Source organism: Alkalicoccobacillus porphyridii, assembly GCF_007293315.1.
Taxonomy (GTDB): Bacteria; Bacillota; Bacilli; order Bacillales; family Bacillaceae_D; genus Alkalicoccobacillus; species Alkalicoccobacillus porphyridii.
This window is the reverse complement of record NZ_VLXZ01000430.1, coordinates 1-233: the sequence shown is the minus strand read 5'-3', so window position 1 is coordinate 233 and position 233 is coordinate 1. Positions and strand designations below refer to the sequence as shown.

Below are 233 nucleotides of genomic sequence, written 5' to 3'. Positions count from 1 at the left end.
GCTGGAAGGCCCATTTGGTTCATCTCCAGCGGCACCGCCGAGCGAATCAAATGGTGGCCTTCCAGCTCGATATCGTGGAGATTCTTTTTCACGGTCCGCACATGATCGCGTGCTGCGCGCTGGGCGACGTGCGGCAGCCGCTGCAACACCGCGTTGTAGATCCGCGCATGCTGGCGATCGATCTGCTTTTTTTGCTGTGGTCGATGGTAGAGATTATTTACGCTGGCAAACAC

Annotated in this window: 1 protein-coding gene; it reads right to left on the bottom strand. The window is 57.1% G+C overall.

Going from position 1 to position 233, the window contains the following annotated elements; all coding sequences use genetic code 11:
- The coding region (locus FN960_RS24825; RefSeq protein ID WP_221936882.1) for a hypothetical protein at nt 1-233 on the bottom strand (233 nt) is incomplete at both ends.